At 68.4% G+C, this 6,458-nt stretch carries 4 protein-coding genes and 1 pseudogene; 3 read left to right on the top strand and 2 right to left on the bottom strand.

Going from position 1 to position 6,458, the window contains the following annotated elements:
* The first annotated feature begins 112 nt into the window (after positions 1-112).
* Positions 113-655, top strand: coding sequence for a hypothetical protein (locus ACFV6X_RS35360; RefSeq protein ID WP_385390526.1), 543 nt, complete (start codon positions 113-115; stop codon positions 653-655).
* Between the two features lie 87 nt (positions 656-742).
* Here ACFV6X_RS35360 and ACFV6X_RS35355 read toward each other — a convergent pair whose 3' ends face one another.
* Complete coding sequence (locus ACFV6X_RS35355; protein ID WP_385390525.1) at positions 743-946, bottom strand: hypothetical protein; 204 nt, start codon at positions 944-946, stop codon at positions 743-745.
* Between the two features lie 322 nt (positions 947-1,268).
* Between ACFV6X_RS35355 and ACFV6X_RS35350 the strand changes: the two genes are divergently transcribed.
* A complete protein-coding gene (locus ACFV6X_RS35350) occupies positions 1,269-2,993 on the top strand; it encodes a VanW family protein (protein WP_385390523.1) in 1,725 nt (574 codons plus the stop codon).
* 191 nt (positions 2,994-3,184) lie between these two features.
* Here the strand turns inward: ACFV6X_RS35350 and ACFV6X_RS35345 are convergent, their stop codons facing one another.
* Positions 3,185-5,875, bottom strand: coding sequence for a SpoIIE family protein phosphatase (locus ACFV6X_RS35345; protein WP_385390522.1), 2,691 nt, complete (start codon positions 5,873-5,875; stop codon positions 3,185-3,187).
* Positions 5,876-5,947: 72 nt separating this feature from the next.
* Here ACFV6X_RS35345 and ACFV6X_RS35340 point away from each other — a divergent pair.
* Positions 5,948-6,091: pseudogene (locus tag ACFV6X_RS35340) on the top strand (AAA family ATPase); the annotation flags it as partial.
* Positions 6,092-6,458 lie beyond the last annotated feature (367 nt).

Below are 6,458 nucleotides of genomic sequence, written 5' to 3'. Positions count from 1 at the left end.
CAACGTCGCCCGAACACGGTTCACTTCATGTGCGTCCACACACTCACCGTGCCCCTGAACAAGGTAGACACACAGACCTAACGGAGTCCTACTAGAGCGCGCACGATCAGCCATGGAGAGACTCAACACGTTCCTCACCAAGCACCTATGGCTCCAGATCGTCCTGTCGATCCCCTGCGCCAGCGCAGTGATCCTGCTGATCAATCCGGGCAACTCCGCGGGGGCGGTACTGCTGCGGGTCGCCGTCATATCGATCGGTGGCGTACTCGTGATTGTCATCCTGCGGCGCAAGGAGAAGCGTGCCGCCGGCGGTTCAGCGTCCAGCCTGTTGTCCCTGGACAGGAAGCTGCGCAGGGGCGAGGTGCCCACGGAGCCGGCAGAGCGAGAAGCTATGCGTGCTCTTGTCGAGCAGCGACTGCATCGCACGCGTCACCGTGTCACTGCCACGGCCTTCCTCGCCTTCCTCTTCGCTTCCCTTGTCGCGGCGACGGCCGTCACGTCCGGACCGCGTCAGACAACCGGCTTCGCGCTCTTCTCCGCGCTCTTCGTCGGCTGGCTCATCGTCAACGGCAACCTGCAGAATCGACGCCTGCAACGTATGCATGACGCCCTGGACGCCTCTCATGGCGAGCCGCGTGCGGAACCCGAATCCTAGCGGGGGCTGCATCAGCAGTAGTCGGACAGCGTCGCGCGCAGCATGTGTGCGTTCCGAAACATATGACCGCAACCGCGCCATGCCGGGTCAGTGTGCCGGGAGTCGCAGGAGTCGGTATTCGGCGACCGTGGTGAATCCCATGCGGTCGTACACGGAGGCACCCAGGCCGCTGGCCTGGAGCGTGCCGATGCGCACTCCGCGGGCTCCGGCCATCTTCAAGGCCGTCGCCGTGAGGACGGCACCGATGCCCTGCCGGCGATGCGCTCCGAGGGCGGACATGAGGTCCGTCATGGCAACGCGGATCATGACTTCCGAGCGGGCAGGAGCGTCTCGCCGTCGCTCAAGGCGCCGCTGAACACAGCGATGAGAAACGTCACTACGGCGAGCCCCGGCGGCCGGCGCAGGGCGGCCCTGAGTGGCGGCTTTTTCGGGCGGAGAACCGGGTGGCCGTGCATGCGAATGCCGTTGAGTTCGGGATCAGACCACTCATCCAGAACGCCTGTAGTGACCTGTGGTACACCCTTTTGCACCTTGTTGTGCGTAACCTGGCTGACTGCTCTCGCACACGACGCCACAGCTTCGGGGCACGTCACATCGATCGTTCAGGAGACCCATGCACCCCCGGATAGCCTCCTTCCCTCCCGCCGCGCTGGCGGGCGGTGCGCTGACCGTCGGCATCGGCGGTCTGTATCTCGCCGGGCTGCTGCTCACCGGGGGTGAGATCGAGGCGGGCACGACGGTGCGCGGCGTGGACATCGGCGGCCTGACACGCGCGGAAGCCACCACCAAGCTGGAGCAGCACCTGGCGGCGACCGGCCCGCAGAAGCTGGCGGTGAAGGTCGGCGACCGCAAGGGCGCGGTCGACCCGCGGCAGGCGGGGCTTACCTTCGATATCCGGGCAACCCTGGATCGGGCGGCTTTCACCGGCGCTGGTCCGATCAGTGTGGTCGGCGGGCTCTTCCGCTCGGGGGGCGACGTCGAGCCGGTCGTACAGCTCGACGAGGACAAGGCCCGTGCCGCTCTCGGGAAGCTGGCGACGACGCTCGACCGGACGGTCCGCGACGGCGCTGTCTCTTTCAACAACGGCCGTGTCGAGCAGATCGCGCCGCGCACCGGATACGCGCTGGACGTGGACGCGGCGGTCGGGGCCCTGCGCGCCCCCTTCCAGCGCGGCGCGGCCGACTCGGTCACGGTGCTGCCCACTCGCGAGGCGAAGCCGAAGGTCACGGCGGAAGAGGTGCGCAGGGCGGTGCGCGAGTTCGCGCAGCCGGCGATGTCGGCTCCGGTCGCGCTCAGCGCGCGTGACAAGCGGTTCACCATCACCCCAGCCGTGCTGGGCGAGCACCTGACGTTGCGGGCGGACGACGCCGGTAGGCTCACGCCGAACCTCGACAGCAAGGGACTGCGCGCCACGCCCGCGGTGGCCGGCGCCCTTGACGCCCTCCCCGCCACGCCCGAGAACGCCCGGCTGAGAGGCGTGGGCGACAAGGTCGTGGTGGCCGCCGACGCCAGCCCCGGCGTAGAGGTCACCGACAAGGCCCTGAGCAAGGCCGTCATGCCCCTGCTCACCAGATCGGGCGCCGCCCGCACCGGCGAGGTGGAAACGCGGCAGATCCAGCCCGAGGTGACCCGTGAGAACGCGGCGCGACTGGGACTGACGGAGTCGATGTCCTCCTTCACCGTCAACTTCGAACCGGCCGCCTACCGCACGAAGAACATCGGCCGCGCCGCGGAGCTCATCAACGGCTCCGTCGTCATGCCGAACGAGACCTGGAGCTTCAACCGCACCGTCGGCGAACGCACCGAGGCCAACGGCTTCGTCGAGGGCATCATGATCCTCAATGATCAGTACACCAAGGCGCCCGGAGGGGGTGTCTCCTCCGTGGCCACCACGGTCTTCAACGCCATGTTCTTCGCCGGCCTCAAGCCCGTCGAGCACGGCGCCCACTCCTTCTACATCGAGCGCTACCCCGAGGGCCGCGAGGCGACGGTCGCCTGGGGCAGCCTCGACCTGAGGTTCGCCAACGACTCCGGCAACGCCCTCTACATCCAGGCCGAGTCCACCGACACCTCGGTGACCGTCACCGTCCTCGGCACGAAGAAGTATGACGAGGTCACGTCGGTCAAGGGACCGCGCACCAACGTGCAGCAGCCCGCCAGGAAGGTGAGCAACGACGAGGAGTGCGTACCGCAGACTCCGCTCGAGGGCTTCGACGTCACCGTGGAGCGAGTCTTCCGCGACGACGGCCGGGAAGTGAGGCGGGAACCGTTCCGCACGCACTACGACCCTCGTGACGAGATCGTCTGCGAGGCGGCGCCTGAGAAGCGTCAGCCCTGAGGCCGCGATCCCGTCAGAGTGACGGCGTCAACCGCCCGGCGGACGCCCGCGAGGAAGTTGCCCACAGCGCGGTACACGAAGGCCCACGTTCCCTCGCGGAGTGATCATGGCGAGAGCTTCGACGACCTGGGCGATGTCAGCGTCGGGGGGCGGGGCCCCGCTCGACGTCGATCGCATCGCTTTTCCCCTCGTCACATCGTCTCCGTGTCGAACAGATCAAGCAGCGAGGCGCTGTCCTGGTTCGTGTCCGGCAGGGTCTGCTGTGCCCAGATGATCTTGCCGTCGGCCGAATAGCGGGTGCCCCAGCGTTCGGCGACCTTGGCGACAAGGAAGAGCCCGCGGCCTCCCTCGTCCGTCGTGGCCGCGTACCGCAGATGCGGCGAAGTGCTGCTCCCGTCGGCCACCTCGCAGGTCAGGCCCTGGTCCTTCAGAAGCCTGACCCGGATCGCCCCGGAGCCGTGGCGTATGGCGTTGGTGACCAGTTCGCTCAGGACGAGCTCCGTACTGAACGCCAGCTCGGGCAGACCCCACTCCTCCAGCTTCGCAACGGCGGACGCCCGCAACCCCGCCACCGCGCTCGGGTCGCGCGGCACGTCCCACTCGGCCACACGGTCGGGTCCCAGTACCCGGGTGCGGGCGATGAGCAGAGCCACATCGTCCTTGGGCCTGGCGGACAGCAATGCGCTCAGCACCGCCCGGCAGCTCTCCTCCGGCGGACGCCCGGGGTGTGCCAGGGCGCGACGCAGCTGCTCGATACCGACGTCGATGTCACGGTTGCGGTCCTCGATCAGCCCGTCCGTGTAGAAGACGAGCTGGCTGCCCTCTTCGAGCTCCAGCTCGGCGGCCTCGAAAGGCATGGCGCCGAGTCCCAGCGGAGGCCCGGCCGGGAGGTCGGGGAACTCGACAGTGCCGTCCGGGCGGACCAGGGCGGGCGGCACATGCCCGGCACGGGCCATGGCACAGCGCCTCGAGACCGGGTCGTAGATCGCGTAGAGACAGGTCGCGCCTGTCGTCGCCTGCCCGCCGTCCGAGTCCGACTCGTCCTGGTCGATGGCCCCGATCAGATCGTCGAGATGGCCGAGAATCTCATCGGGCGGCAGGTCGAGCGTGGAGAAGTTGTGCACGGCGGTGCGCAGTCGCCCCATCGTCGCGGCGGCGTGCAGACCGTGGCCGACGACATCGCCGACCACCAGCGCCACCCGGCTTCCCGGCAGCGGGATCACGTCGAACCAGTCGCCGCCCACGCCTGACTGCGCCGGCAGATATCGGTGTGCCACCTCCACGGCGCTCTGGTCCGGAAGGGCACGAGGAAGGAGGCTGCGTTGGAGCGTCACGGCCAGGGCATGCTCGCGCGTGTAGCGGCGCGCGTTGTCCACGGCCACCGCGGCACGGGCGACCAGTTCCTCGGCCAGCGAGAGATCCTCTTCCTCGAAGGGGCCCGGCTTCTCCGAGCGCCAGAAATTGGCCAGGCCGAGGATGGTGCCCCGGGCCTGGAGCGGCACCGTGATGAGCGAGTGAATGCCGTATTCGATGATCTGCTTGGTCCGCTCCGGGTCCTGTGCCTGCCAGCCCGGCGCCTGGGACAGATCGCTCACCACCTCCGCCCGCCCACTGCCGAGCCCTCGAGCCTGCGGTGTCGACGGCACGAAATTGATCAGTCTCTCCCGCGGATAGAGCGGGTGATCGTCACGGATGCCGCTCACGGCAGTGCGCCGCATGCCCATCGCGACATTCGATTCCTCCCCCTGCAGCACGGGGTCGGCGAGGTCGACGGTCACGAAGTCGGCGAAGCGTGGGACCGCGACATCGGCCAGCTCCTGGGCCGTACGCCTGACGTCGAGTGTGGTACCGATACCGACGCCGGCGTCGTACAGCAGCTTGAGCCGTGTACGGGCGACCTCCGCTCGGCCCGTCAGCGCATCGAGCTCGGTGGAGTCACGGATCGTGGCCACGGTGCCCATCGGGCCACCCGGCGCGTGGGTCGGGCGCTGGTTGACCACCAGCAGCCTGTCCCCGGCGAATCGGACCTCGTCCGTCGCCGCATTGCCGGAGGCCAGCAGACGGGCCGTGTCGGTATCGAGACCGGGCAGATCGGCCACGCGCTGTCCCTCACTGTCGGGACCCAGATTCAGCAGCCGCCTGGCCTCGTCATTGGCGAGCAGCAGCCGTCCGTCGCCCCCGACGATGACGACACCCTCGCGTACGGCGTGCAGAACCGCGTCGTGGTGCTCGTACATACGTGTCATCTCGGCAGGGCCGAGCCCATGAGTCTGCCGTTTGAGCCGTCTGGTCGCCCATGCCGTCCAGGTGGTGGCCAGGGCGAGCGCCAGGGCACCCGTGCCCAGGATGACCGGCAGTTGCTGGTACACAGCGCCGGTGACGTTCTCGACGGTGAGGCCGGCTGCCACCAGGGCCACGACGGAGCCGTCGGGCGCGGTCACCGGGACCACCGCCTGCACCTCTTGGCCGAGGGGACCGTCGACGCTCTCGACGAGGACCTTGCCGGTCAGCGACGGTCCGATCGTGCCCACGAAAGGCTGGCCGATCCGGTCCGGCTGCGGATGGGTGTAGCGGATCCCGTTGGTGTCCATCACGACGATGAAGTCGACGCCGGCGCGTTCACGGGTTTCCTCGGCGATCGGCTGAAGCACCCGGGCCGGATGGGGCGACTCCAGCGCCTCCATGAGACCGGGAGAGTGCGCAAAGGTTTCCGCCACCGCGACCGAACGGGCCCTGGCCTCCCGGTCCGCCTCGTACCGGGACTGCAGCACGAGCGCCAGGATCGCCCCGCACACGAGCAGGACCACGACCACGGCCTGAAGGACGAAAGCCTGCCCGGCGACGCTCCTGGGGCGTTTGTCGGAGCGTGGTTGAACCGACACACCCCGGAAGAGGGCGAAACGCCTGATCACTCCGTCCTTTCTAGCACCGCTGGGCCGATCGGGCGATATCGGACGCGATCGTTCACCGATCCCAGGCTCTGCGCGGCCATAGTCGACTGCATACCCTTGGGCGGCAACCGCAACACGGGCACCGACTCCTACCGCCTCGCCCCAACCGAAGCCCAGCGCGAGACGCCGGGGACGGCATCGCTGTGAACCGGTGTGACCGCACTTCACAGAGGTTGCGCCCAAGCCGAGACCGCGTCTTCAGCTCGGCACCGAGAACGGCCCTGGCGCTCGGGGTGCGCTTCTCGGCAGCGTGGACAGCCGGCTTCACCGCCTTCAAGGCGACCCACGTGCCCAGACGGTTCAGCGGAACGGACGTGCGGTGACTCGATCCTCTCCGGGGTCAAGCCTCCATCAGGCCCGTAGCGGCTCATCCGACGCCTGTCACACATTTAACACTTTCCTTGTCATGAGTGTGAAAGCGGGCAGGGGCCCGCCGACGCAAGGGAGTGCAGTGATGACCAAGCCTGTTCTGGAACCCGCGGCTCAGGAGCTCGCGGACGCGACGGCCAAGCCG

It is taken from the genome of Streptomyces sp. NPDC059861 (assembly GCF_042731435.1).
In the GTDB taxonomy this organism is placed as follows: Bacteria; Actinomycetota; Actinomycetes; order Streptomycetales; family Streptomycetaceae; genus Streptomyces.
The sequence above is the reverse complement of the archived record's forward strand: the minus strand, read 5'-3'. Positions and strand labels throughout refer to the sequence as shown.

Coding starts and splice junctions, on each gene's coding strand:
- ACFV6X_RS35355 (WP_385390525.1), bottom strand. CDS start 946: ATGACGGACCTCATGTCCGCCCTCGGAGCGCATCGCCGGCAGGGCATC.
- ACFV6X_RS35350 (WP_385390523.1), top strand. CDS start 1,269: ATGCACCCCCGGATAGCCTCCTTCCCTCCCGCCGCGCTGGCGGGCGGT.
- ACFV6X_RS35360 (WP_385390526.1), top strand. CDS start 113: ATGGAGAGACTCAACACGTTCCTCACCAAGCACCTATGGCTCCAGATC.